Annotated in this window: 22 protein-coding genes and 1 pseudogene; 13 read left to right on the forward strand and 10 right to left on the reverse strand. The window is 60.4% G+C overall.

Going from position 1 to position 25374, the window contains the following annotated elements:
- Positions 1-172 precede the first annotated feature (172 nt).
- The 4 genes from AC0ZWN_RS14580 to AC0ZWN_RS14595 all read right to left on the reverse strand — a co-directional run bounded on the left by AC0ZWN_RS14580 (position 173) and on the right by AC0ZWN_RS14595 (position 4440).
- Complete coding sequence (locus AC0ZWN_RS14580; RefSeq protein ID WP_093430550.1) at positions 173-2224, reverse strand: putative bifunctional diguanylate cyclase/phosphodiesterase; 2052 nt, start codon at positions 2222-2224, stop codon at positions 173-175.
- Between the two features lie 433 nt (positions 2225-2657).
- Complete coding sequence (locus AC0ZWN_RS14585; RefSeq protein WP_007918933.1) at positions 2658-3254, reverse strand: superoxide dismutase; 597 nt, start codon at positions 3252-3254, stop codon at positions 2658-2660.
- Between the two features lie 176 nt (positions 3255-3430).
- The gene (locus tag AC0ZWN_RS14590; RefSeq protein WP_476335514.1) at positions 3431-4033 is read right to left on the reverse strand and encodes a LysE/ArgO family amino acid transporter; all 603 of its coding nucleotides are present in this window, start codon (positions 4031-4033) and stop codon (positions 3431-3433) included.
- A 5-nt stretch (positions 4034-4038) separates the two neighbouring features.
- Positions 4039-4440 carry an ACT domain-containing protein gene (locus tag AC0ZWN_RS14595; RefSeq protein WP_476335515.1) on the reverse strand — a complete coding sequence of 134 codons (402 nt, stop codon included), beginning with the start codon at positions 4438-4440 and terminating at the stop codon, positions 4039-4041.
- Positions 4441-4536: 96 nt separating this feature from the next.
- Between AC0ZWN_RS14595 and AC0ZWN_RS14600 the strand changes: the two genes are divergently transcribed.
- From AC0ZWN_RS14600 to AC0ZWN_RS14615, 4 genes are all read left to right on the forward strand, one after another.
- Positions 4537-5430, forward strand: coding sequence for a LysR family transcriptional regulator ArgP (locus AC0ZWN_RS14600; protein ID WP_095048264.1), 894 nt, complete (start codon positions 4537-4539; stop codon positions 5428-5430).
- Between the two features lie 54 nt (positions 5431-5484).
- On the forward strand, positions 5485-6477 hold the full coding sequence (locus AC0ZWN_RS14605) for an NAD-dependent epimerase/dehydratase family protein (protein WP_095048263.1): 993 nt from the start codon (positions 5485-5487) through the stop codon (positions 6475-6477).
- A 116-nt stretch (positions 6478-6593) separates the two neighbouring features.
- Positions 6594-7445 (forward strand): ATPase, encoded by an 852-nt coding sequence (locus AC0ZWN_RS14610; protein ID WP_116255103.1) that lies wholly within the window; start codon positions 6594-6596, stop codon positions 7443-7445.
- 130 nt (positions 7446-7575) lie between these two features.
- Complete coding sequence (locus AC0ZWN_RS14615; protein WP_476335518.1) at positions 7576-8424, forward strand: cache domain-containing protein; 849 nt, start codon at positions 7576-7578, stop codon at positions 8422-8424.
- A gap of 33 nt (positions 8425-8457) precedes the next feature.
- Here AC0ZWN_RS14615 and AC0ZWN_RS14620 read toward each other — a convergent pair.
- Positions 8458-9960: pseudogene (locus AC0ZWN_RS14620) on the reverse strand (MDR family MFS transporter); the annotation flags it as partial.
- Between the two features lie 79 nt (positions 9961-10039).
- Positions 10040-11224 carry a 4-hydroxybenzoate 3-monooxygenase gene (pobA, locus tag AC0ZWN_RS14625; protein WP_476335537.1) on the reverse strand — a complete coding sequence of 395 codons (1185 nt, stop codon included), beginning with the start codon at positions 11222-11224 and terminating at the stop codon, positions 10040-10042.
- Between the two features lie 186 nt (positions 11225-11410).
- On the opposite strand from pobA, the gene AC0ZWN_RS14630 reads away from it, so the two are divergent.
- Entirely contained in the window at positions 11411-12295 is an 885-nt protein-coding gene (locus tag AC0ZWN_RS14630) for a helix-turn-helix domain-containing protein (protein ID WP_476335520.1), read from the forward strand.
- A 118-nt stretch (positions 12296-12413) separates the two neighbouring features.
- On the opposite strand, the gene AC0ZWN_RS14635 is transcribed toward AC0ZWN_RS14630, so the two are convergent.
- Both AC0ZWN_RS14635 and AC0ZWN_RS14640 read right to left on the reverse strand, forming a co-directional pair.
- Positions 12414-12590, reverse strand: coding sequence for a hypothetical protein (locus AC0ZWN_RS14635; RefSeq protein WP_460092079.1), 177 nt, complete (start codon positions 12588-12590; stop codon positions 12414-12416).
- A gap of 156 nt (positions 12591-12746) precedes the next feature.
- Complete coding sequence (locus AC0ZWN_RS14640) at positions 12747-13652, reverse strand: LysR family transcriptional regulator (RefSeq protein WP_476335521.1); 906 nt, start codon at positions 13650-13652, stop codon at positions 12747-12749.
- A gap of 114 nt (positions 13653-13766) precedes the next feature.
- Between AC0ZWN_RS14640 and AC0ZWN_RS14645 the strand changes: the two genes are divergently transcribed.
- Positions 13767-14645: an MBL fold metallo-hydrolase gene (locus AC0ZWN_RS14645; protein ID WP_093430539.1), complete on the forward strand. Its 879-nt coding sequence runs from the start codon at positions 13767-13769 to the stop codon at positions 14643-14645.
- 45 nt (positions 14646-14690) lie between these two features.
- Positions 14691-15305 carry an NAD(P)-dependent oxidoreductase gene (locus AC0ZWN_RS14650; protein ID WP_460130004.1) on the forward strand — a complete coding sequence of 205 codons (615 nt, stop codon included), beginning with the start codon at positions 14691-14693 and terminating at the stop codon, positions 15303-15305.
- Positions 15306-15638: 333 nt separating this feature from the next.
- Here the strand turns inward: AC0ZWN_RS14650 and AC0ZWN_RS14655 are convergent, their stop codons facing one another.
- The gene (locus tag AC0ZWN_RS14655; protein ID WP_476335522.1) at positions 15639-16520 is read right to left on the reverse strand and encodes a LysR substrate-binding domain-containing protein; all 882 of its coding nucleotides are present in this window, start codon (positions 16518-16520) and stop codon (positions 15639-15641) included.
- 224 nt (positions 16521-16744) lie between these two features.
- Between AC0ZWN_RS14655 and AC0ZWN_RS14660 the strand changes: the two genes are divergently transcribed.
- The 6 genes from AC0ZWN_RS14660 (at position 16745) to AC0ZWN_RS14685 (ending at position 24164) form a co-directional block, all read left to right on the forward strand.
- Complete coding sequence (locus tag AC0ZWN_RS14660) at positions 16745-18382, forward strand: 5-guanidino-2-oxopentanoate decarboxylase (protein WP_476335523.1); 1638 nt, start codon at positions 16745-16747, stop codon at positions 18380-18382.
- On the forward strand, positions 18382-19830 hold the full coding sequence (locus tag AC0ZWN_RS14665; protein WP_476335539.1) for an aldehyde dehydrogenase family protein: 1449 nt from the start codon (positions 18382-18384) through the stop codon (positions 19828-19830). Before AC0ZWN_RS14660 ends, AC0ZWN_RS14665 begins: the two co-directional genes overlap by 1 nt.
- 217 nt (positions 19831-20047) lie before the next feature.
- A complete protein-coding gene (locus AC0ZWN_RS14670; protein ID WP_095048253.1) occupies positions 20048-21151 on the forward strand; it encodes an ABC transporter substrate-binding protein in 1104 nt (367 codons plus the stop codon).
- A gap of 190 nt (positions 21152-21341) precedes the next feature.
- A complete protein-coding gene (locus tag AC0ZWN_RS14675; RefSeq protein ID WP_476335525.1) occupies positions 21342-22250 on the forward strand; it encodes an ABC transporter permease in 909 nt (302 codons plus the stop codon).
- On the forward strand, positions 22247-23095 hold the full coding sequence (locus tag AC0ZWN_RS14680) for an ABC transporter permease (RefSeq protein WP_093430532.1): 849 nt from the start codon (positions 22247-22249) through the stop codon (positions 23093-23095). The genes AC0ZWN_RS14675 and AC0ZWN_RS14680 overlap by 4 nt, the downstream gene beginning before the upstream one ends.
- A gap of 13 nt (positions 23096-23108) precedes the next feature.
- Entirely contained in the window at positions 23109-24164 is a 1056-nt protein-coding gene (locus AC0ZWN_RS14685; RefSeq protein ID WP_427118988.1) for an ABC transporter ATP-binding protein, read from the forward strand.
- A 225-nt stretch (positions 24165-24389) separates the two neighbouring features.
- On the opposite strand, the gene AC0ZWN_RS14690 is transcribed toward AC0ZWN_RS14685, so the two are convergent.
- Complete coding sequence (locus AC0ZWN_RS14690; protein ID WP_093430530.1) at positions 24390-25319, reverse strand: AraC family transcriptional regulator; 930 nt, start codon at positions 25317-25319, stop codon at positions 24390-24392.
- Positions 25320-25374: the final 55 nt, after the last annotated feature.

Below are 25374 nucleotides of genomic sequence, written 5' to 3' on the forward strand. Positions count from 1 at the left end.
GCGACATAATGCAAATCTTTCGCATTATGTGTAAAGGGCGTACTTGGAAATATTTCTTATTCGCGCATCGATAGCAAAAGATCGTCCAATCGCGGCCCGAGCCTTCGGCAGCTCCTGCATTTGAAATGCGTTCGTCTGTAGGAGCTGCCGCAGGCTGCGATCTTTCGATCTTCTAGAGAATGGCCGCGTTACTGCGTTGCGCCTGTTTGAGATAGGCGCCCAGTTCCCGGGCCGGCAGCGGTTTGCTGTAGTGGTAACCCTGACCTTCGTGGCAGCCTTCGGAAATGATGTAGCTTTCCTGTTCGGCGGTTTCCACGCCCTCGGCAATCACCTGCATGCCCAGGCTCTTGCCCAGTTGAATGATCGCGCGAACGATGGTCGCATCGTCGTCGTCATCGAGCAGGTCCTGAACGAAGCTCTTGTCGATCTTGATCTTGTCCAGCGGCAGGCTTTTCAGATAGCTCAGGGATGAATAGCCGGTGCCGAAGTCATCGATGGCGATCAATGCGCCAGAGCGGCGCAGGCTGAGCAAGTGCTGGGCGGCGGTGCTGATGTCTTCCATCAGGCCGGTTTCGGTGACCTCCAGTTCCAGACTGCGCGGTGGCAGGCGGTACATCTGCAGCAGGTTGTTGACCACGCGCGGCAATTCGGCGTGGTGCAGTTGCACGGTCGATAGATTCACTGCCATGCGCAGGTCGGCGAAACCCATATCGTGCCATTCGCGCAATTGCTTGCAGGCCTGATCGAGCACCCATTCGCCGATGGCGATGATCGTGCCGTTCTGCTCGGCCAGCGGGATGAACAAGTCCGGCGGCACCAGACCGTGTTCCGGATGCTGCCAGCGAATCAGCGCTTCGACGCCGACCACGCGGTGATCGCGATAGCTGATCTGCGGCTGATAGACGAGATAGAACTGATCACGCAACAGCGCATCGCGCAGGTCTTTTTCCAATTCACGACGACGGCGCATCTCGCTATCTACACTGGCGATGTAGAACTGATAGCGGTTGCGCGAGCGGGTCTTGGCCAGGGTCATGGTCTGCTCGGCCTTCTGCAACAGCTTCTCGGTGCTGTCGCCGTCCTCCGGGAACAGGGTGATGCCAATGGTCGCGCGCAGGCGGATTTCCTGATGGTCGAGGGCGAACGGCGCCTCCAGATCATCAAGGATGCTCTGCGCCAGTTCGGCCGCTTCGTAAGGTTGCTCGATATCCGCTTGTACCAGTGCGAACTGGTCGCCGCCGAGGCGGGCGAGGGCGCCGAGGCGGCCGCTGTGGGCGCGCAGACGATCGGCCAGGGCCAGCAACAATTGATCGCCGGTCTGGTAGCTGAATTGCTCGTTGATGCCTTTGAAATCATCCAGCCCCACGCACAACACCGCGACCCGGCGTTGCAGCTTGCCGGCGTCGACCAGAATCTTGTCCAGTTGCTGCTGGAGTTGCTGGCGATTCGGCAGGCCGGTGAGGAAGTCGTACTGGGCCATGCGCAGCAGACTGTTTTCCGCTTCATGACGCAGATGAGTGTTGCGTTCGATCGACTCGAGCAACTGATTGGCGGTGTTGATCCAGATGCCCAGCTCGTTTTTTTCGTGGCCCTTGAGCTGCGGAATCTTGTGTTCGCTGGGGCGATCGGGGTTGATCTCGGTGAGGTGTTCGATGATTCGCGACAACGGCTTGGTCAGCAGCCAGTGATAGACCAGATACAACACCAGGCCCATCGCCAGTGCGCGCAACACCCCGGAAATAAAGATGATCACCGAACTGACGATAAAGCCCTCGCCATAGGTGGCGGTGTCGAGGGTGATGCTCAGGTCGCCGTAGTACTCGCTGTACGGACCACGCCCTACCAGTTGCGTGGTGAAGGTGCGTTCCTGGCCGAGAATCAGGTCGGTCAGCCAGCGGCTGTTGGACTGCTGCAATTCGCGGGACTTCTGCGCGAGCATGGCTTCGTTGGGATGGCCGATAGAGGCCTGACGCACGGCATCGTCCTGGAACAGGCCTTCGATCACCTGCATGCCCATTTCCCGGTCGAGGCTGTAAACCGCCTGGGTCGAGGGATCGCGGAACATGTCGAGGATGCGTTCGGCGTCGCCGGCAACGGCCTGGCGGGTTTTGTAAGCATCGAAAACGATCTGTGCGCAGCTCAAGACTACGCCGACGATCAATGCCGACAGGAGCACGACCCGGAGCAACTTCACCGACAAGCTGTTCTTGAGTTCCAGCTTCAAAGGGTTATTCCTTGTTCCGTGCGGGTAGCGTCAAGTTGCCATGAGTATTGGCAATCCCGAGTTGGCAGTCAAAGGGACAATCAGACCGGGGGCGATTCGCCCATAGCCTTGGCCGAAATGCTGCTGTCTGGAGTATTAGCCCTAATTTGTACTATGTCGGTAGTTTCGCCCCTCAACTTGAGCGGTTCGCAGCATTTTTTCCTCTTTTTGATGTTAGCCCGCAGTGGCACGGCAGCAAGCGGCCTGAGGCTGCATTTTCTGTTTGATCGTTCCCACGCTCCGCGTGGGAATGCCTCCAGGGACGCTCTGCGTCCAGGGACGCGGAGCGTCACGGGCTGCATGCCCACGCGGAGCGTGGGAACGATCATCGTACGGGGTCTATGCAGGCATAAAAAAACCCGGCAAAAGCCGGGTTTTTTGACTGGCGCGCAGCTTAAGCGGTGAAGGTTTTGCCTTCGAACTGCTCAGCAACGAACTTCCAGTTGACCAGGTTCCAGAACGCTTCGACGTACTTCGGACGAACGTTGCGGTAGTCGATGTAGTAAGCGTGTTCCCAGACGTCGCAAGTCAGCAGCGGGGTGTCGCCGCTGGTCAGCGGGTTGCCGGCGCCGATGGTGCTGGCCAGAGCCAGGGAACCGTCAGCCTTTTTCACCAGCCAGCCCCAGCCGGAACCGAAGGTGCCGATCGAGGTTTTGCTGAACTCTTCCTTGAACTTGTCGAACGAACCGAAAGCAGCATTGATGGCTTCAGCCAGCGCGCCGGTTGGTTGACCGCCGGCGTTTGGCGCCAGGCAGTTCCAGTAGAAAGTGTGGTTCCAGACCTGAGCGGCGTTGTTGAAGATACCGCCCGAGGAAGTCTTGACGATTTCTTCCAGGGTCTTGCCTTCGAACTCGGTGCCTGGCACCAGGTTGTTCAGGTTCACGACATAGGTGTTGTGGTGCTTGTCGTGGTGGTATTCCAGGGTTTCCTTGGAAATGTGCGGCTGCAGGGCATCGTGTGCGTAAGGCAGCGGCGGCAATTCGAAAGCCATGATGATTCTCCTAATCAGGTCTGTTGCGGTGAGCGCAAGGCCGATCACGGGCGGCCAGAAATGCACCGGCGAGTTTTTACTCTTTGCGGCGCAGGGTTTCGATCATAGCACCGGGGTTGCGCCATAACCACGCAACAACTGTGTGGGATAGAGGTTCCAGAGCGGTTTGGAATAAATCAGCTCGCCAATATCAACTGCCCGGCGACCGTGAACATCATCAACGCCACCACCAGATCAAGAATCCGCCAGGTACTCGGCCGGGCCAGATATGGCGCCAACCACGCAGCACCCAGTGCCAACGTGAAAAACCATAACAGCGAAGCACTCGCAGCACCGACCACGTAAGCCCCCGGCACCGATTGTTGCGCACCAAGAGAGCCGATCAACAACACCGTATCCAGGTAAACGTGCGGATTGAGCAGCGTCACCGCCAAAGCGCTGAGCATCACCGCCCGCAGGGAGCGCACGGTCTGGTTCTCGCCCTGACCCAGGCTCTGTTTCGAACAGGCCCGGCGTAGCGCCTGGCTGCCGTACCAGATCAGAAACGTCGCGCCGCCCCAACGGGCAATGGCGAGCAGCGTCGGGTTTTGCGCCAGAATCGTCGCCAGGCCGAATACCCCGGCCGCCACGAGCAGTGCATCGCAGATCACGCACAACGCCGCCACGGGCAGGTGATGTTCACGACGCAGGCTCTGCGCCAATACAAAAGCGTTCTGCGTGCCGATCGCCATGATCAGCCCGAACGCCACCAGCAAGCCGTTCACATAGCTTTGCCACATAACAATTACTCCGCGTTGGCTGCGAGATCGCGCAGCACTTGCATGGCGCGTTCGGCGTCGGCCTGGCCGACGAACAAATGGTCGTGGTAATAGCCGGCAATCACGTTGCAACTGATCCCGGCCTTGCCCAGTGCCGTGGCGAATGCGGCGGTGAGGCCCACGGCTTCCAGCGCCGAGTGCACGTCGAGGGTGATCCACGCGGCGACGTAGTCGAAACTGAAACCGGCCTGTTCAGCTTGGGAGCGTTCGAGAATCACGGTCAGGCCTTCCTGTTCGCGGAAGCTGCCGACGATCTCCAGATCCCTCGGTAACACGCCATCGGGCAGGGTGCAGAATACGTATTCGCCGGCGTTCAGTTGCGGGCTCATGCTGCGCAACAAGGTTGTGAGTGAGGTTTCGCCAGCCATTGCAGTGATCCTTGATAAAGAGTGCTTGCTGGCTATTCTCCGGGCGAAACCTGTATAAGAAAAATCAATAGTGCTGATCGCTCATTAGGAAAACTGATGTTCGACTACAAATTGCTTTCTGCTCTGGCCGCCGTGGTCGAGCAGGCCGGCTTCGAACGGGCCGCGCAGGTGCTGGGTTTGTCGCAATCGGCGATTTCGCAGCGGATCAAACTGCTCGAAGCGCGGGTCGGCCAACCGGTGTTGATTCGCGGCACGCCGCCGTCGCCGACCGAGATAGGCCGGCGTCTGCTCAACCATGTGCAGCAGGTGCGTCTGCTTGAGCGTGACCTGCAAACCCTTGTGCCCGCGCTGGACGAGGAGGGGTTGCCGGAACGTTTGCGCATCGCACTTAATGCCGACAGCCTCGCCACGTGGTGGGCCGAAGCGGTGGGCGATTTTTGCGCCGAACAACATTTGCTGCTCGATCTGATTGTCGAAGACCAGACCGTCGGCCTCAAACGCATGCGCGCCGGTGAGGTGGCCGCGTGCCTCTGCGCCAGTGAACGGCCGGTGGCCGGCGCACGCAGTGTGTTGCTCGGGGCGATGCGTTATCGCGCGCTGGCCAGCCCGGCGTTCATCGAACGGCATTTCCCCGACGGCGTGCGCGCCGAGCAACTGCCACGCACCCCGGCGCTGGTGTTCGGCCCGGACGACTTTCTCCAGCATCGCTACCTCGCCTCGTTGGGCGTCGATGGCGGATTCGAACACCATTTATGTCCTTCCTCGGAAGGTTTTATCCGCCTGATCGAAGCCGGACTGGGCTGGGGCCTGGTGCCGGAACTGCAAGTGCGCGATCAATTGCAACGCGGGTTATTGCGTGAACTGCTGCCAGATAAACCGATCGACGTGCCGTTGTACTGGCATCATTGGCGTAATGGCGGTCAGTTGCTGGGCTTGCTGACCGAGCAATTGCTGCGTTCTTCGGCGCAATGGCTAGTGCCGTTGGACTGAGGGCCAGCGTCAAGACACTCGAATCAGGCAAAACGAAAGACATCGGAGCTTTACATGAAAATTCTGGTCACCGGCGCAAGCGGCTTCATTGGCGGACGCTTTGCGCGTTTCGCCCTGGAGCAGGGCCTGGACGTGCGGGTTAACGGTCGCCGGGCCGAGAGCGTCGAACATCTGGTGCGCCGTGGCGCCGAGTTTGTCCCCGGCGACCTGACCGATCCCGATCTGGTCCGCGAGCTGTGTTCCGATGTTGAAGCCGTGGTGCATTGCGCGGGCGCCGTCGGGCTGTGGGGCCGCTATCAGGACTTTCATCAGGGCAACGTGCAGGTCACCGAAAACGTTGTCGAAGCCTGTCTGAAACAGCGCGTCCGCCGTTTGGTGCATCTGTCGTCGCCATCGATCTATTTCGATGGCCGTGATCATTTCAACCTGACCGAAGAGCAAGTGCCCAAGCGGTTCAAGCATCACTACGCCGCGACCAAATATATGGCTGAGCAAAAGGTTTTCGGTGCGCAGGAGTTCGGCCTGGAAACCATCGCCCTGCGCCCGCGTTTCGTCACCGGCGCCGGTGACATGAGCATCTTCCCGCGCCTGCTTAATATGCAGCGCAAGGGCCGCTTGGCGATCATCGGCAATGGCCTGAACAAAGTCGATTTCACCAGCGTGCAGAACCTCAACGAAGCGATGCTCAGCAGTTTGCTGGCCGCCGGTTCCGCACTGGGCAAGGCCTACAACATCAGCAACGGCGCGCCGGTGCCGCTTTGGGATGTGGTCAATTACGTGATGCGCAAAATGGAAGTGCCGCAGGTCACCAAGTACCGTTCGTATGGTCTGGCCTACAGCGTCGCGGCGCTCAACGAGGGCGCTTGCAAACTCTGGCCGGGGCGCCCGGAGCCAACCCTGTCGCGCCTGGGCATGCAGGTGATGAAAAAAAATTTCACCCTCGACATCAGCCGCGCCCGGCATTATCTCGACTACGATCCGAAAGTCAGCCTGTGGTCGGCGCTGGATGAGTTCTGCGGCTGGTGGAAAGCTCAGGACATCCGTTGAAACGATTCGGCCGGGCGGCAATGAACCGTGTAGCCGCTTGGGGGTCAATCCCTGCGGCTGCGGCGGTTATACTTCGCAGCATTTAGCCATCACCGCGTTTCACAAAGGTTGCCTCAATGTCCATGCGTAATGATGCCCACGACGATTTCGATGATGTCCCGAGCCTGCGGGCCGACACCTTCGACGACGATGACATTCCGACCACCGCTCGCACCTCCGTGCATTCGCGCACGCCGCCCGTGGTCAAGGTCAAGGCGGCCAGCACCGGCCCGTTGTGGGCGTTGGTCGGCGCACTGTTTTTCGCCTTCGTCGGTCTGGCCTGGTGGAGTTTCCAGCAAATCTCGTTGATGGAGCAGCAACTGGTCGCCACCCAGGAAAGCTTCGCGCGCATCAGTGAAGAAGCGGCGGGGCGCTTGCAGGACATTTCCGGCAAGGTCGTGGCCAGCCAGTCCAACGTCACCAGCGACAGCGAAGCCCTCAAGCTGCAGATCAAACAGCTCGAAGGCAAGCTGCTCGATCAGAGCAAACAGCAGCAAGGCGTCGCGGGGCAGGCCAGTGATCTGGACAAACGACTGGCACAGATGACCGCGCAGACCACTGAACAGCAGAACGCCAATACCCAGTTGCAGGCGCAGGTCAAAGCCTTGACTGCGGAACTGGCGACGGTGAAAAGCACACCGGCCGACACCAGCAAGGTCGACGCTCAGTTGAAGGCCTTTGACGCGCAGTTCAAAAGCCTCGGTGCCGACATCGCGGCGTTGAAGAAGCAGGGCAACCCGAGCGCGGCGATTGATCGCCTCGAACAGGAAATCGTCGTCCTCAAAAGCGAGCAGGACAACCGCCCGGCAGCCCCGCAAGGCGGCAATACCGCCGAGTTCGACGCTTTCCGCGGGCAGATGACCCGCAACATCAATACCCTTCAGGCGCAGATTCAGAACCTGCAGCAGCAGATCAATTCCCGCCCGTAAGACTTGCTCAACGGTGGTGAGTCTCGCCTCACCACTCAAGCCGCGAAACGTTCAGAAACCCTCTGAATATCCATGCATCAGCCCAAGCCGTCTACGCTCTTGAAACACCAACAAGAACGAGGGATGCGCTATGGGTTTTTTGCATAAAGTGGCTTGGCTCGGCGTGATGTTACTGGCCGGTTTCGGCCAGGCCAGCGCCGCCACGACCGCCAAGGATGACAGTCAGGCCGCCATCGCCTTGCTGGAAAAAGCCCTGGCCTATTACCACGACAACGGCGACAAGGCGTTCGCCGCGTTCAGCCGGCAGGGCGAGTTCGTCGACAAGGATCGCTACGTGTTCGTGGTCGACACCAAAGGCGTGATGCTCGCCAGCGGCGGGCCTTCGTCGGCATTGATCGGTCGTGACGTCAGTGAGGTGCTCGGCCCGGATTTGCAGAAAACCTTCAAGGACGCGTTGAAAGTGCCGGAAGGCAACGGCATCCAGCAGGCCGAATACCGTTGGCAGAACTGGTCGGACGGCAAGGTCGAGCGCAAGCATGTGTATTACCAGCGCATCGGTCAGCGGATTCTGGCGGTGGGTTACTACTTGCCGCGAGCCTCGGCCGAGCAGGCCAAGGCGTTGCTCGATAAAGCGGCGACTGATTTGGGCAAAGACGAGAAGGCCACGCTGACGGCGATCAACTCACTCAAGGGTGGCTACTTGCAGGACGACTTGTATGTGTTTGTGGTTGATCTGAACACCCAGCGCTACGTTGCCCACGGCACCAACCTGCGCTTGATCAACACCGACTTCGGCAAGATCAAGGATCCGGATGGCAAACCGGTGGGCGAGCCGATTCTGGCGCTGATCGGCAAGCAGGATGACGGTGAGTATGAATACCGCTGGAAAAACCCGGTGACCGGCAAGGTCGAGGACAAACATGCCTACCTGAAGAAGGCCGGGCATTTCCTTGTAGCCGTCGGTTACTACAGCCCCTGAGTGAAACACCGGCTTCCTGTAGGAGTGAGCCTGCTCGCGTCCGCGCAGCAGGTTGTTCGGCATCGCAATCGCCGCTGCCAACCCAAGCAACGACACCGCCGCACTCACCCACAACAGATGCCGGAACGTCACCAGCAACTCCGCACGCAAGGCATTTTGCGCATCCCCCGGCGCGGCGTTCAGACCATCGAGCAGGACGTTGCCCGAATGCCCTTCGCTCATCAGTGAACTGCTTGCCAGATGGGCGAAGCTGGAGTCCTGTAACAACGCCAGCAACAGCGCCGACATCAACGCCACGCCCACTGCGCCGCCGAGGGAGCGAAACAGGTTGGTGGTGCTGGTCGCTACGCCGATGTCGCGTTGTTCCACCGAATTCTGGGTGCCGACCAACGAGGTCGGGAACTGCATGCCGCTGGAGATACCGCAGAGCAACATGAACAGTGCGCTGATCAGCGTCGCCTCCGGTGGGCTGAATGCCATGCCGAGAATCGCGACCGGCATCAGCATCGCACCGGTCAGAATCTGCGGTTTGTAGCGCCCGGTGATCGACGTGCGACGCCCGGCGAAAAACGCACCAATCGGCAGCCCCATCGCCAGCGGCAGCAAGTGCAACGCGGCGCTGTCAGCCCCGGCCCCGGTAACGCTTTGAAAGCGCAGCGGCATCAGCACAATCAAGGAAATCGCCTGGAAACTGGTGAAGAAAATCGTGCACCAGCACAGCAGGGCGTTGCGATTGGCGAACAGGTGCATCGGCAGCAACGGCTCCCGCGCCCGGCGTTCGTGCCAGACAAACAGCGCCAACACCACCACCGCACATGCAAACAGAGCGATCACTTCGCTGCTGCGCCACGAATGACCCTGGCCAACCTGAGTGATGCCCAGCAGCAGGGCAGTGAGGCCGATGATCATCAGCAGCGTGCCGAGGTAATCGATGACCGGTTTGCGCTGGGGAATCGGCAGGCCACGCAGATTGCGCCGCGCCACCCACCAGGCACCGAGGCCCAGCGGCAGGTTGATCAGAAATACCCAGCGCCACGACAGGTATTCGGTCATGTAACCGCCGAGTACCGGGCCGGCGACACTGGCCACCGCGTACATGCTGCTGAAGTAACCCTGATAGCGCCCGCGTTCGCGCGGCGGCACGATGTCGCCGATGATCGCCTGACTCACCGAGATCATCCCGCCGGCGCCGATGCCCTGAAGGATCCGCGCCAGCACCAGTTGCTCCATGCTTTGCGCCATGCCGCAAAAGAGTGAGGCGAGGGTGAACAGGCCCATGCCGAACAGCATCAGTTTGCGCCGCCCATACAAGTCGCCGAGCTTGCCGTAGATCGGCACGGCCACCGTCATCGCGACCATGTACCCGGAAATCACCCAAGCCAGCAGGCTGACGTCCTTGAACTGCGCAGAAATGGCCGGCATCGACACGGCGACAATGGTTTGGTCCAGCGCGCCGAGAAAGATCGCCATCATCAGCGCGACCAGCACGCTGCGAATGGCCGGTTTGGGCGTTTCGGGGTGATTGAGATTGGTCACGGGCAAAACCTGCGGGCAGTGAGAGTCCCGCAGATCATCAGGCGAGCGGGGATGCTCGCCAGTGTAAGTCGGTAGCAGGCTATTCGATAGCCTCATAAGGAAGTCCGACGTAATTTTCTGCAATGGTTTTTCGCCCTGCTTCTGAACTGACAAAGTAGTCCAGTTCCGAAGCGCTGATGCGCTGGCTGAACGCATCGTGGTCATCGAAGCGATGCAGCATCGAGGTCATCCACCAGGAAAAGCGCTCGGCTTTCCACACGCGGCGCAGGCAGATTTCCGAGTATTTCTCCAGCAGATCGGTGCGGTCGTCGCGATAAACCTTCAGCAGAATATTGAACAATGTGCTGACGTCGCTGGCGGCCAGATTCAAACCCTTGGCGCCAGTGGGCGGGACGATATGCGCCGCGTCGCCGACGAGAAACATCCGTCCGTACTGCATCGGCTCGACGACAAAACTGCGCAGCGGCGCGATGCTCTTTTCAATCGATGGGCCAGTGACCAGCTTCTCGGCAAGCTCCACCGGCAGACGATTTTTCAGTTCATCCCAAAAGCGCTGATCGCTCCAGTCATCGACATTTTCATCCGCCGGCACTTGCAGGTAATAGCGGGTGCGCGTCGCCGAACGCATGCTGCACAGGGCGAAGCCACGTTCATGGCGGGCGTAGACCAACTCCTCATGCACCGGCGGCGTGTCGGCCAGAATCCCCAGCCAGCCAAACGGATAAACCCGCTCGAAGACCTTCAGGCTATCGGCCGGAATCGACTGCCGCGCGACCCCGTGGAAGCCGTCGCAGCCGGCGATGTAATCGCAATCGACGCGAAAGGTTTCGCCGTCCTTTTCGAAGGTAACAAATGCCTCGTCGCTTTTCATGCCGTGAGGAACGACATCCCTCGCCTGGTAAATGGTCGGCGCACCAGCCTCCCGACGAGCGGCCATCAGGTCGCGGGTGACTTCGGTCTGGCCGTAGATCATCACGCTCTTGCCGCCGGTCAGCGCGTGCAGATCGATGTGCACCTGACGTCCGTCCAGGGCCAGATCGAAACCGCCATGCACCAGACCTTCGGCGTCCATGCGCTGACTCACGCCAGCCTGACGCAACAGCTCTACCATGCCCTGTTCAAGTACCCCGGCGCGAATGCGTCCGAGCACGTAATCAGGTGTCTGGCGTTCAAGGATGAGGGTGTCGATACCAGCGTTGTGCAGCAACTGGCCGAGGAGCAATCCGGACGGACCGGCGCCGATAATGGCGACTTGGGTTTTCAGCGTTTTCATTGTTTTTATGGCTCGCAAGCTTCACGCGACAAGCGCCGGTGAATATTTTTTATGGATCGAGTGCTTGCATTTTTCCCTTGCGGGTCTGTCAATTGAAGGTGAAAACTGAGCTGATACCTGTACATTCTGCCAATCGGTGCGATTATCGCCCACAACCCCGAGGCCTGGATTGAAGTGATGAACAAGCCTGAGCTGCCTTCGATTCCAGTGTTCAAGCTCTACGGTGAAAGCCTGGACTGGCCGACCCCTGACTTGCTGCACTGTGAAACCATTTCCTCCCGCAGTCGCGAACATGAGTGGGAAATCAAACCCCACCGCCATGCTGATTTGTGCCAGTTGCTCTTCGTCTTCAAAGGTCAGGCAGAGCTTGAGATCGAAGGGCAGCGCACGCAACTCCAAACCCCGGCGATTCAAGTGCTGCCACCGTTATCGGTGCACGGCTTTCGCTTTTCCGAAGACGTCGAAGGGTTCATCGTTACCCTCGCCACACCGCTGATCAATCACTTGCAGGCGCAACTGGGCGATTCGGTGCACGCACTGGCCAGTGCAGAAAACTACCCGGCAGGCACCGACGGTGATTACCTCAACAGCCTGTTCTCGGCATTGCAGGCCGAATACAACGGTCATCAACCGGCGCGGGAAATGCTCATGCATTCGCTGGTCAGCGTGATCATGGTCTGGGTCAGCCGGCAGGCGATCGTGCGGCACAAAGCCAGTCAGCGGCCGCAACGTCAGCGCGAATACCTCAATGGCTTTATTCAATTGGTCGAGGAAACTTATCGCCAGCATGTGAAGGTTGAAGACCTGGCGCATCGGCTGGGGATTTCGGTATCGCACCTTAACGGCACTTGCCGTGAACTGGCGGGGCAACCGGCGTTGCAGATCATGCACGAGCGTCAGTTGCTGGAAGCCAAGCGCTTGCTGACCTACACCAGCATGACGATTTACGAGATGTCGGAGTTGTTGGGGTTTTCCGATCCGACCAACTTCACGCGCCTGTTTCGGCGCCGGGTGGGGATATCGCCAAAAGCCTTCCGCGACCGATTGAAAGCCGAACACTGATCCACAGACACCACAGCACCCCTGTAGGAGTGAGCCTGCTCGCGATAGCGGTGTGTCATACAATAAAGTTTGACTGACACACCGCTATCGCGAGCAGGCTCACTCCTACAGTTGAATATCAGCGCAATGCGTTCAGCGTGGCATTGTGCGGAATGCAGCGCTCGAAGTTGCAGCTCGCATACTCGCGCGGCAGCTGTCGCAGCTGTTCGACCCGCCAGGCAGCGGTGCCGTACAGCGCCAGCGTGGCGGCGCAGGTGATGAAAATCGCGATGTACCTTCTTGTTTTGATGTTCATGGCGTAGACCTCTGAACGACATACCTTGCGGTATTACTTTCAGCATAGGTCAGCGCTGGGGAGTTGCCAGCGAGTGTGCTTGAGGATTTAACCGGCCATTCAGCACATTGATAGCCAGTGTGGGAGCGAGCAGGCTCGCTCCCACATTGGATCGGTTTACAGATCAACGTCCCATTGCGGATGCTCAGGAAAGCGCTCTACCAGAAAATCCAGCATGCTGCGCAGCGCCGCCGGCATGTGTTTGCGTGAGGCGTACACCGCGTAGATGTTCATCTGTCGCGGCTCGGCATGGGGCAGCAGGCGGACCAGTTCGCCGCTGTTAATATGCACCCCGGCCTGGTAGGTCGGCAGCATCGCCACCCCCGCGCCAGCCAGTGTCGCGCGCAATAACGTGCTGGCCTCGTTGGCGCTGATATTACCCTGCACCGGCACTGAAACCGGTTCGCCATCCTCCTCGAAATGCCACAGGCTTTTGCCGAAATACGAGTGCGTCAGGCAGTTGTGTTGGCTCAACTCGTCGACCCGTAACGGCTCCGGATGCTCCTTTAGATAAGCCGGCGCGGCACACACCACCGAACGACAAACGGTCAGGCGCCGGGCGATCAGGTTGGGGTCGAGATCGTTGCTGGTGCGAATCGCCAGGTCGATGCGCTCATCGACCAGATTCACCGTGCGATCGAGCATTTGCAGATCGATGCTCACACCCGGATAGCGTTTGACGTAGGCGGCCATCGCATCCGCCAGTTGGGCCTGGCCGAACGAAGTGCTGACGCTGATCCGCAATAGCCCGCGCGGGGCATCGTGGGGTTCGCTGACGGCGGCCTGCATGTCGCTCGACAACTCCAGCATCTGCCGGCAGCGCGGCAGAATCTCACTGCCGGCGGCGGTCAGGCTCAACTTGCGCGTGGTGCGGTGCATCAGGCGTGCGCCGACCCAGTCCTCCAGCTCTGCCAGATAACGTGAAACCACCGGCCGCGAAAGGTCCAGATGATCGGCTGCGGCCGACTGGCTGCCCAGGTCCACCACGGTGACAAACACCCGCATTGCTTGGAGACGATCCATGATTTGCCCGCTTTCAGAAACAAACTATGTTCAAGCATCGCATTTTTTGTACTGAGTCAGGCAACTAAGCTCTGTTCCATCGCCAAACACGGCATTCGGACACCGGAGCAACAGATGATCGGCTTCACCACACTCAAACGCGTTCTGCTCGCCACTGCTTCCCTGGGTTTCGCCGCGCATGCAGCGGCTGCCAATCTGACCCTGGATGTCTACAACCCAGGGACAAACGCGATTTTCCCGGTGACCTCGGTGCTGGTCAGCGGTGAGAAAGACGCGATCCTCGTTGATGCGCAATTCGGCAAATCCCAGGCCGAGCAAGTCGTGGAAAAGATCCGCGCCAGCGGCAAGCACCTGACCACCATCTACATCAGCCATGGCGACCCGGATTACTACTTCGGCCTTGATACCCTGACCAAGGCATTCCCGGAGGCCAAGGTACTGGCCTCGCAACCGACGGTTGATCACATCAACAAAACCGTCGCCGGCAAACTGGCCTTCTGGGGCCCGAAAATGGGCGCCGACGTGCCGGCGAAAACCATCGTGCCGGGCGTGCTCAAGGGTGACAGCCTGATGCTCGAAGGGCAGAAATTGCAGGTCATCGGCCTCGATGGCAAACAACCGGATCGCAGTTTTGTGTGGATCCCGTCGCTCAAAGCCGTGGTCGGTGGTGTGGTTGTCGCCGAAAACATCCACGTATGGATGGCCGATACCCAGAGCGCGCAATCCCACGCCGACTGGCTGGAAACGTTGCACTCGATCGAAACCCTCAAACCGAACACCGTGGTGCCGGGTCACTACCTGGGTGACAGCAGCCGCTCGCTGGCCAGCGTGAAATTCACCGCCGACTACATTAAGGCTTTCGACGCGGAAACCGCCAAGGCCAAAGATTCCGCCGCACTGATCGCCGCGATGAAAAAGCGCTACCCGACACTCGGCGAAGAAAGTTCGCTGGAGCTGAGCGCGAAAGTCGCCAAGGGCGAAATGCAGTGGTAAGCCGATTCTGAAAACGCAGCACTCTCAAGCCAACTGGAGAATGTCATGAGCAAGATCGCAATCATTGGTGCCACCGGCCGAGCCGGTAGCCAACTGCTGGAAGAAGCCCTGCGTCGCGGCCATAGCGTTACCGCTATTGCCCGCGATACCTCGAAGATCGGCGCCCGTAGCGGTGTGGTCAGCAAGAAAGTCGATGTGCTGGATTCGGCCGCGTTGCAGGACGCCGTGGCCGGTCATGATGTGGTGATCACCGCCGCGCATTTTGCCACCGTGCCTGCGGCGGCGATTGTCGGGCCAGTGAAGCAGGCGGGTGTGAAGCGTCTGCTGGTGGTGGGTGGGGCCGGTTCGTTGTTGCTACCGGACGATACGCGAGTGATCGACAGCGCGGGATTTCCGGCGGAGTACAAAGCTGAGGCCAGTGCCGGTGCGGCATTTCTTGAGGCGTTGCGGCAAGAGAAAGAACTGGACTGGACCTTTCTGTCGCCGTCGGCAGAGTTTGTCGAAGGTGAGCGCACGGGTAGTTTTCGTGTCGGCCAGGATCATTTGCTGGTGAGTGCTGAAGGGCGTAGCTGGATTACTTTTGCTGATTACGCGATTGCGCTGATCGACGAGGTGGAAACGCCGAAGCATTCGCGTCAGCGGTTTACTGTCGGGTACTGAGTGAATCCTTGCCCCTCACCCCAGCCCTCTCCCGAGGGAGAGGGAGCCGACCGAGGTGTCTGGCGTTGTACATCGACCTGAGTGATCGAGTCGATTATGGATTCAACGCAGTAATTTCACGTCGGCGTATTTCTAGAGCATCCCCCATTCAGTCCCCTCTCCCGGAGGGAGAGGGAGAGGGAGCCGACCGAGGTGTCTGGCGTTGGACATCGACCTGAGTGATCAAGTCGATTATGGATTCAACGCAGTAATTTCACGTCGGCGTATCTCCAGAGCATCCCCCAATCAGTCCCCTCTCCCCCTGGGAGAGGGTTAGGGTGAGGGGAAATAGCCTCACCGCAAATGCGCCTGCTCTACCAGCCAGATCATCAGTTCCTCCAACTGCGGCGAAGGCTCGGTTCCCGCAGGCACCACCACGTAATACGCCAGCCCTGTCCTCACCTTCAATTCAAACGGCATCACCAGCCGTCCGGCACGCAAGTCGTCGCCGATCAACGACCAGTCGCCAATCGCCACCCCCGTCCCATGCGACGCCATCGACATCGCCTGATCCAGCGTCTCGAAATGCTGGCCCATGTTGACGTTATTCAACTGCAGTTCGGCCGCCGTCAGCCAGACCTTCCAGTCCTGAGTGTCGCGGGTCGGATGCAGCAACAGATGCTGTTGCAGATCAGCCGGGTCAGACAGTTCCGGTGGGCCTTTCAAAAGTGCCGGTGAGCAAACCGGGGTCAGTTGTTCATCGAACAGATGCAGCGCGGTCGAGGAGTTGTCCGGCGGCGTTCCGTAGATCACCGCCGCGTCGAACTGCTCGCGCTGAAAATCCACGCCATGGGCCAACGTCGTGGTCAGTTTGACCGGCACATCCGGGCGTTCCTTTTGCCATTGCAGCAGGCGCGGCACCAGCCAGCGCATCACACAACTGGGCGCCTTGAGTTGCAGGGTTTCGCGCTTGAGACCGATCTGCTCGGTGGCCTCAGTGATCAGTCCGAAGACCTTCTCCACCCGTGGCAACCACTCCCGGCCTTCGGCCGTCAACTCCAGGCCACGGGCCAGTCGGATGAACAGTTCATACCCCAGATGATCTTCCAGCCCGGCGATCTGCCGGCTCACCGCGCCTTGTGTGATGTGCAATTGCTCGGCGGCCCGGGTGAAGTTGCAGCACTGCGCGGTGATCAGAAACGTATGCAGGGCGGGCAGGGGAGGCAGTCGTTTCATGGGGATCCAAGGTATGACGTGAGGACATGGCTAGTATGACTTTTAATCGATTGTTGCCGCTACCTGCCGACCGTTCAATGAGCCCATGTTCAGGTCATGTGGGAGCGAGCCTGCTCGCGAAGGCTGTTTCACATTCAGCATTGGTGTTGGCTGATCCAGCGCTTTCGCGAGCAGGCTCGCTCCCACAAGGGATCTGTGTTTTTAGCTGACAAAAGGGCAATGACATGGCGACGTGTGGCGAAGTACTGGTCAAGTTACTCGAAGGTTATGGGGTCGAGCAGGTGTTCGGCATTCCCGGCGTGCACACCGTGGAGCTGTATCGCGGGCTGGCCCGTTCGAGCATCAACCACGTCACCCCACGGCATGAACAGGGCGCCGGTTTCATGGCCGACGGTTATGCGCGCACCAGCGGCAAACCGGGTGTGTGCTTCATCATTACCGGCCCGGGCATGACCAACATCACCACCGCCATGGGCCAGGCTTACGCCGACTCGATCCCGATGCTGGTGATCTCCAGCGTACAGAGCCGCAATCAGTTGGGCGGCGGGCGCGGCAAGCTGCACGAGTTGCCGAACCAGAGCGCACTGGTCGCTGGCGTCGCGGCGTTCTCTCACACCCTGATGTCGGCGTCGGAATTGCCCGGCGTGCTCGCTCGCGCATTCGCCTTGTTCCAGGCCGGGCGTCCGCGTCCGGTGCACATCGAAATTCCGCTGGATGTGTTGGTGGAAGAGGCCGATGAGCTGCTCGCCAGTGTCCCGGTCAACATCGACCGCGCCGGTGCCGCGCCCGCTGCCGTGAGTCGTATTAGCGCGTTGCTGGCCGGTGCCCAACGTCCGTTGATTCTCGCCGGTGGCGGTGCGATCGATGCCGCAGCAGAGCTTACCGAACTGGCTGAACTGCTCGACGCACCTGTCGCGCTGACCATCAACGCCAAAGGTCTGTTGCCGTCGACGCATCCGCTGCTGATCGGCTCTACACAAAGTCTGGTCGCCACCCGCGAATTGGTCGCCGATGCCGATGTGGTACTGGCGATCGGCACCGAACTGGCCGAAACCGATTACGACGTGACCTTCGCCGGTGGTTTCGAGATTCCCGGCAAGCTGCTGCGCATCGACATCGACGCCGATCAGACCGTGCGTAACTATCCGCCACACGTGGCATTGGTTGCCGATTCACGCAATGCCGCGCAGGCATTGCTCAGCGCCTTGTCGCACAAAACGCTGGCCGAGCGCCGCAACGATTGGGGCCAGGTACGCGCGGCGCGTCTGCGTGATGATCTGGCCGCGACCTGGGATGCACCGACGCTGGCGCAAACCCGTTTCCTCGAAACCGTGCTGCACGAATTGCCCGACGCGGTGTTCGTCGGCGACTCCACCCAACCGGTGTACACCGGCAACCTCACCTTCAATCCGGAGCGTACGCGTCGCTGGTTCAACTCATCGACCGGCTACGGCACCCTCGGCTATGCGTTGCCGGCAGCGATTGGCGCATGGCTCGGTGGACAACTCGACAAAGGCGCACGGCCACCAGTGGTGTGCCTGATCGGCGACGGCGGTCTGCAATTCACCCTGCCGGAACTGGCCAGCGCCGTCGAAGCGCGCACCCCGGTGATCGTCCTGCTGTGGAATAACCAGGGCTACGAAGAGATCAAGAAATACATGGTCAACCGCGCCATCGAACCGGTCGGCGTCGACATCTACACCCCGGACTTCATTGGCGTGGCCAAGGCCCTCGGCTGCGCCGCCGAAGCGATCAACTCAATGGAACAACTGCGCAGTGCACTGCGTGCCGCCACCGATCTCCAAGGCCCGAGCGTAATCGAAATCGACCAGAACCTGTGGATGCAGGCGGTGGCCAAGTGATCAATTTTCCAACCACACTCGACGGCCTCTACATCAACGGCCAATGGTCGGCCGGCCGCGAACATCTGCGCGTGATCAATCCGGCCACCGAGGCGTTGCTGACCACGGTCAATGGCGGTGACGAGCACGCGGTGAGCCAGGCCGTGAGCGCTGCGACTGAAGCATTCAAGGACTGGTCGCAAACCAGCGGTGCCGAGCGCGGCGCGATTCTGCGCAACATCGCCAATGGCGTGCGCAATGGTCGCGATCACTTGATGAAACTGCAATCGAGCAACAACGGCAAACCGCAGTTCGAAGCGGCCATCGACGTCGACGATGTGATCGCCACCTTCGAGTACTACGCCGAACTCGCTGAAGGCCTCGACGCCAGACAGGACAGCCATGTGCCGCTGCCCAGCGATGATTTCAGCGCACGCTTGCGCCGCGAGCCGTGCGGCGTGGTCGGGCTGATCGTGCCGTGGAATTTCCCCATGGTCACCACCGCATGGAAACTCGCGCCGGCCCTCGCCGCCGGGTGCTGCGTGGTGCTGAAACCGTCGGAAGTCACGCCGCTGCCGGAGCTGGAACTGGCGGCGATCATCGCCGAAGCCGGCCTGCCCAACGGCGTGTTCAACGTCGTTTGCGGTACTGGTCTGGCGGTCGGTGCACCACTGTCGGCGGATTCGCGCATCGCCAAGATTTCCTTCACCGGTAGTAACGCCGTCGGTGTCCAGGTGATGCAGCGCGCCGCCGAAACGGTGAAGGGCGTGAGCCTGGAACTGGGCGGCAAATCTTCGCTGCTGGTGCTCGAAGATGCTGATCTGCAATTAGCGGTCGAGCTGGCTTGCGGTGGCGGTTTCTTCAATGCCGGGCAGATGTGCTCGGCCACCAGCCGTGTGTTGGTTGCCGATGAATTGGCGGATGAATTCCTCGAACGTTTGCACAAGCGTGCGCAGGCGATTCGCGTGGCGGATCCGTTCGACCCGGACGTGGAGATGGGCGCACTGGTCAATCAGGCGCAATACCAGCGCGTGCTTGGTCACATCGACCGGGGTCTGAGCGCTGGCGCGAAGCTAGTGTGCGGCGGCAATCGTCCGGCAGATCTGCCGCGCGGATATTTTTTGCAGCCAACCGTGTTCACCGACGTGCCCCTCGACAGTGCGCTGTGGTGCGAAGAGATTTTCGGCCCGGTGCTGTGCGTGCGCCGTTTCAGCAGCGAAGCCGAGGCAATTGCCTTGGCCAACGACAGCCAGTTCGGCCTGGTCGCCAGTGTGGTGACGCGTAACGCCGAGACCGCCGAGCGGGTCGCCAACGCCCTGCAGGCGGGGCTGGTGTGGCTCAACGCGCCGCAAGTGATCTTCCCGCAGGCGGCGTGGGGCGGTTACAAGCAGAGCAGCATCGGCCGCGAATTGGGGCCGTGGGGCCTGGCCGCGTTTCAGGAAATCAAACACGTGATCCGGGCGCTCTGAACGCCCGAAAAAGGTCAGCGCATGCCTCGCAACGAGGCATGCGTCGGCGTCATGGCTTCAATGAGTTTTTATCGATAGTCAGGTGTTTTGCACGACCTCAGGATGAACCCGTCGGCAGCGCTGCAGGCCTTTGAAAACAAGGCCTGCAGCGGATCCGGCCGCGCGGATGCAACGGTTGCGACCAACCTCATACTTAAAAGAACAAAGGGAGTCCGTCATGGGCGAGCACGATCTGAACAGGCGTCAATTCATTAAAACCGTCGGCGTCGCCTCGGTGGCGGCGGCTGCCCTGAGCATGCCCTTCATCCGGGCGAGCGCCAGCGACACCCGCTTCGCCGGCAAGACCCTGCGTTTGCTGACCTGGTCGGATGACACCGGCCTTGCGGCACTGCGCAACATCGCCGCCACGTTCGAAGCCAAGACTGGCGCCAAGGTCATCGCCGACCGCACCGGCAGCACTTCGGAAATGGTCGCCAAACTCAAGGCCGGCGGTGATCGTCCGCAGTACGACATCATCACGTTGGCAGGCGTCGGCGCCGAAGGTCTGGCGGCCGCCGGGCTGCTGGAAAAACCCGACCTCAACCGCATTCCCAACCTGATCGACGTCCCGGAAAAATACCGCACTGGCGCCAATGGCCACGGCATCGGTTACCTGTTGTGGTGCAACAGTCTGGTCTACAGCACTCGCACCCAGAAAGAGGCGCCGAGCAGTTATGCCGCGTTGTGGGATGCCGATCTGGCGCCGAATATTTTCCTGCCTCCGCCGAACTGGACCGAGGCGATGGACCTGATCATCATCGCCGCGAAACTGGCCGGCGGTGACGAACACAACATCGAACCGGGCTTCAAGAAACTCGCCGAACTCAAGGATCGCGTGGTGACGTTGGGCGAAAACCCGAACCAGATTGCCGAGCTGTTCCGCACCGGTTCGCTGGACATGGGCGGCCTCTATGCCCCGGCTTTTTTTCCCAAGCAGATCCGCGATCCGAACTACGGCCTCGGCGCTACGTTCGGCATGAAGGAAGGGTTCTACACCGACCTGATGCTCTCGGTGATGCCGAAGAATCGGCCGGGCGACACCGACCTGGCCTACGCCTTCATCGACCACTCCCTCGACCCGCTGGTGCAGGGCAAGATGGCCGAGGACATCTTCAACGGCCCGGTCAACGCCAAGGCGATCATCTCCGCCGAAGCGCGCAAGAGCCCGTTCATTCTGACGCCGGAGCAGATCGCCGAGAAGGCGATCATGCACGACAACGCCTTCCTGGCCACCGTGCATGACCAATGGATTCGTCGCTATACGGAAATTTTTTCTTCCTGAGCCGAACACAAACCTTCAGAACACCACAAATCCCCTGTAGGAGTGAGCCTGCTCGCGATAGCGTCATACCAGTCAACCTATTAGGTGGCTGACACACCGCTATCGCGAGCAGGCTCACTCCTACAAGGGGGCGGGGGTGGTTTGGAGAGTTGTGTTCGTCAGTTGTTTTTCCATTGACGAGATTATTGCTATGGAACATCAATCCCTGACCCAAGCGGTCGGCGCTGCTGCCGTGCGCCCGGTGCGCGGCGTTTCTCCGACAGCGCGGGCGTGGCTTTTCCTCACGCCGTCGATGCTGTTTCTCGGCGTGCTGATTGCCGCCAGCCTGCTGGTGCTGCGCATGAGCGTCGGCACCAAAGGCGCGGAGTGGAGCGGTTTCAGCCTGGCCAGTTACGCCCAGTTGCTCGAACCGTACTACCTGAAATCCTTGCTGCTGACCTTGCGTCTGGCGCTGATCAGCGCGGTGATTGCCGTGCTGCTGGCGATCCCGGTGGCGTACACCATGTCGCGGCTGACCTCGCCGTTTCTGCGGCGGATTTTCCTCGCAGCGGTGCTGTTGCCACTGCTGGTCAATCTGCTGCTGCAAAGCTACGGCTGGCTGGTGATTCTCGGTCCCGGCGGCATGCTCAATCAGGCGCTGATGGGCCTCGGTCTGATCAAGCGGCCGATCATGTTGCTGTACAACCAGAACGGCGTCCTGATGGGCCTGGTGCAAACAGCGTTTCCACTCGCGGTGTTGCCGATTGCCAGCGCCATGCGCGGCGTCGCCCGCACCTATGAGGAAGCGGCTGCGACCCTCGGTGCCAGCCGTTTTCAAGTGTTCCGCCAAGTGGTTCTGCCGATGAGTTTGCCCGGGATCATCACCGGTGCAACGTTGGTGTTCGCCTACAACGCCAGCAGCTTCGTGGTGCCGTTGCTGCTCGGTGGCCGACGCGTGCCGATGTTGGCGGTGATGGTACATGACCAGATCGCGCCGCTGATGAACTGGCCTGCCGCGTCGGCAGCCGGGGTGGTGCTGATCGTCACCACGCTGGCGATCATGGCCTTGTCCGAATACATCACTGGCCGTCGTCGGCGTCTGCTGGAGGCTTCGCAATGAGTGCCCTGACCAAGAAGCGCATGGCGCTGTTGCCCGGCGAAACCGGCAAGTTCGCTGGCATCCTCTCCGGCTTCATCCTGCTGCTGGCGGTGTTGCCGATCCTGACCATGATCGTCATGTCGTTCAGCGGTGCGTCGAACCTCGACTTCCCACCGAGCAGCTACAGCCTGCAATGGTACAAAGCGGCCTGGCACACCTTTGTTTCGCCGGACGCCAGCGACGTGCTCAGCCTCGGTCAGGCCATGGCCACCAGCCTGTTGGTGTCGTGCCTGACGATGGTTTTCGCCACGCTGATTGCGGTGCCTGCCGCGTATGCGCTGACCCGCTGCGAATTCCGTGGCAAGGCCGTGGCGCTGCAACTGATGTCGCTGCCGCTGGTGTTCCCGATGGTGGTGTTGGGCCTGGCCTTGCTGCTGGTGTTCGACAGCCTGCCGTTCCACCTGACCACTTCGCGGCTGGTGATTGCCCACGTGATTCTGGCCTTGCCGTTTGTGGTGAAGAACTGCACCGCAGCGATGCTTTCCATCGGCAGCGAAGTCGAGGAAGCGGCGCGGATGCTTGGCGCCTCACCGCTGCGCGCGATTGTCGATGTGGTGGTGCCGTTGATGAAGTCGGGGATTCTAGCGGGCATGCTGCTGGCGTTCATCGTCTCGTTCAACGAATTCACCGTGACCTATTTCCTCTACACCATCGACGTCATGACCGTGCCGATCTGGATGTACAGCCGCACCGTGTCATCGCTCGACCCTACCGTGTTCTCGTTTGCCGTGCTGATCGTGCTGATCGACTTCGTCCTGATCTGGGCGCTGGAGAAGCTGGTGGGCGAGGGCGGCGTTTCCTTTTGATTTGAGGTGCAACATGACTGGTCTGATTCTGGAAAACGTCGAGAAATTCTACGGCTCGGCGTGCGCGGTACAAGACGTCAACCTGCATTTGCCGGAAGGCAAACTGGTGTGTTTCCTCGGCCCGTCCGGCTGCGGCAAAACCACTTTGCTGCGGATGATTGCCGGGCTGGAAACCCTCAGCGCTGGCGAGATTCGCCTGGACGGCGAGGACATCGGCCAGACCCCGGCGCACCTGCGCAACTTCGGCATGGTGTTCCAGTCGCTGGCGCTGTTCCCGCACATGACCGTCGGCGAGAACATCGCCTACCCGCTGAAGTTGCGCGGCGTCAGCAAGGCTGATCAACACAAGCGCGTGGTCGAGTTGCTGGAGCTGATTCAACTGCAAGCGATGATCGATCGCCCGGTGGCGAAACTTTCCGGCGGCCAGCGGCAGCGCGTGGCAATTGCCCGGGCGATTGCTTCGCACCCGAAAATCCTCCTGCTCGATGAGCCGCTATCGGCGCTCGACGCCAAGCTGCGCGAGTCGATGCAGGTGGAAATCCGCCAACTGCAGCAGCGCCTGAACATCACCACGATCATGGTCACCCACGATCAGCGCGAAGCGATGACCATGGCCGATATCGTCGTCGTGCTGGGCGAACACAAGGTGCAGCAGGTCGGTACGCCGATTGAAATCTATCGGCATCCGGCCAATGAGTTTGTCGCGGACTTCATCGGCTCGGGCAATATTTTCCCGGCCACGGCGCTGGGCGATGGCAAGGTCAGCCTGCCGGGTGGTGACGCGCTGCAAGTGCCTATCTGCAGCAGCATTGTCGTCGGGCAGAAGGTGAAGATGCTGATTCGCCCCGAAGACCTGCAACTGTCGGCAGCGCAGGCGACGGCGGGGAATCGCTTGCTCGGCAAGGTGACGTTTGTGCGTGATATCGGCGCGACCATCGAGACGACGGTGGAGTGTTCCGGGGTGACGTTTACCGCGTTGAGTACGCCGTGTCAGGGGATCGGGTTGGCGATCGGCCATCCGGTGTCGGTGACGTTGCCGGCGGAGGCTTGTCGGGTGTTGGGGGCTTAGAGCGAGCTCCGACGCCGAATCGCCCCTCACCCCAGCCCTCCCGAAACGTCGGACCGCCCGGAGGGAGAGGGGGCCGACCGAGGTGTCTGGCGCTCTCCATCGACCTGAGATATCGAGTCGATTGTGGATTCGGCAAAGTACTTTCAGGTCAGCGTACTTCTTCAATATCCCCCAATCAGTCCCCTCTCCCTCCGGGAGAGGGCTAGGGTGAGGGGCTTCTAACGGTCACACCGAAAGCCGCAACCGCGCCAAATCCCTTAACGGCGGCGCACCAAACAGCCGGCTGTACTCACGGCTGAACTGCGACGGACTTTCATACCCGACGCGATACCCCGCCGCCGACGCTTCCAGCCCCTCCGCCAACATCAACCGCCGCGCCTCTTGCAGGCGCAACTGCTTCTGATACTGCAACGGACTCATCGCCGTCATCGCCTTGAAACGGTGATGCAAGGTCGAGACGCTGAGGTTCACTTCTTTGGCCAGGTCATCAATGCGCAGCGGCTGTTCGAAGTTGCCGTTCAACCATTTGATCGCCTGACTGATGCGATGGCTCTGGCTGTTGGCGATCGCGATTTCATACAAACGATGGCCCTGCGGGCTGCGCAACAGGCGATAAAGAATCTCCCGGCGAATCAGCGGCGCGAGCATGGCGATGTCTTTCGGTGCATCGAGCAAGCGGGCCAGACGCAGCACGGCATCGAGCATCGAACTGTCGATCTGCTCGACATACAAACCCCGCCCGGTCGGCCGCGTCGGCACGCCCATCGGGCCGGCGTCGGCGATTAGCGCGGTGATTTCGGTCGGGTCGATATCCAGGCGCACGGCGAGGATCGGTTCTTCCGGCGAGACATTCACCACGCGCCCGCTCAACGGCATCGAAACCGACACCACCAGATAATTCAGCGGATCGTAATTAAAGAACTCGTCGGCCAGCCGCACTTCCTTACGTCCCTGCGCCATGATGCACAGCGCCGGTTGCGCGAGCACCGGGGCAAAGTCGTGGGATCGGGTGTGACGCGACATGAACAGCGAGCCGATGGCGGTCTCGTAGCTGCCATCGTCGGTGGTGTTGCGGCGGATGATCGCCGCCAGTTCCGCGCGCTGTTTTTCCATGTCAGCGGTGGGTTCGGCTTGAAAACGATCGAATGACGTCATGCACGGCATCCTCGGCAGGGGAGGTGGAATGGAGCAGAGCATATGTTTGTGCAAG

It is taken from the genome of Pseudomonas sp. 3B-A001-10F, assembly GCF_056313565.1.